We start from the raw sequence: 1,310 nt of genomic DNA, 5'->3' as shown, positions 1-1,310 counted from the left end.
GTCCCTGCAGCAAGCACAGCAGTACTTGGAGAAACCTCAGCTACATTTTACGACACCAAAGCAAGAACAGTCAGGGTTTATACCATAAACCATTTGGGAGGCTACACTTATACTGATAGTAAACTTGATTTTACGGGAAAACCGCAGTACACCATAATAAGGCATAAAAGACTCAGTACAGATGCGGAGCTTATGACCAAAGATACCTTTACCTATTCTGCCCAGGATCGTTTATTGACCCAGACCCATCAGATCAATTCGGGTACAGTAGAGCTTATTGCCAGCAATAATTATGATGAACTGGGACAGCTGGTTTCTAAAAAAGTAGGAAATACAGAAGCTGCTCCAGTCCAGAAAATCGATTATAGTTATAACATCCGCGGATGGCTTACCGCCATTAATGATATTAATGCCCTGGCCAAAACAGGTGACCCAAAGGATTTGTTTGCTTTTAAAATTAATTACAACACAACTCCTTCTGGGATTATCGACGTAAAACCATTATACAACGGAAACATCGCCGAAACACAATGGGCATCCGGTTCAGATAATGGCATAATTAGAACTTACGGTTACAAATACGATAACCTGAACCGTTTAAGAGAAGGTATTTACAAGAAAGGAATTGTATTGAGTGCCTATAATGAAGCCCTGTGGTATGACAAAAATGGAAATATTACAGCACTTACCCGTAACGGAAACAGTGAAACAGCACAGCAGATAGATAACTTAATATACTCGTATGCCAGCAGTAATAACAGCAACACACTTATGAAAGTTGCTGATAGTGCCCCTGCTTTAACTAAAAACTATGGATTTACAGACAGCGCAGCCAACACTGTTGACGATTACAGTTATGATGCTTACGGAAACATGACCAAAGACAACAACAAAAACATAACCTCTATAACCTATAACCATTTAAACCTGCCAACCAAAATAACCTTTGCCTCGACAGGGAATATTGCTTATATTTACAATGCTGCAGGGGAGAAAGTGCAGAAAATTGTAACGAATGTTTCCCCGGCAAATATTACAACAACCGATTATTTGGATGGTTACCAATATACAACGGACTGTCAGACTTGTACTGCTGTATTGAAGTTTTTCCCAACAGCGGAAGGGTATGTGGAACCTTCCGGAAGTTCTTACAAATATGTATATCAATATAAAGACCATCTGGGTAATATTCGTTTAAGTTATAACAAAACCCTTGCCATACAGGATGAAAACAGCTATTATCCTTTTGGGTTAAAACACATTGGATACGGGGCTCCCGTTATTAACTCCAATTACAAGTATAAGTACAA

1 pseudogene is annotated in these 1,310 nt (G+C 39.2%); it reads left to right on the top strand.

Annotated elements, in window-relative coordinates:
- Positions 1-1,310, top strand: a pseudogene (locus tag BUC29_RS21040) (RHS repeat domain-containing protein); the annotation flags it as partial.

This window comes from Flavobacterium defluvii, assembly GCF_900129555.1.
Taxonomy (GTDB): Bacteria; Bacteroidota; Bacteroidia; order Flavobacteriales; family Flavobacteriaceae; genus Flavobacterium; species Flavobacterium defluvii.
This window is presented reverse-complemented; position numbering and strand designations above follow the sequence as displayed.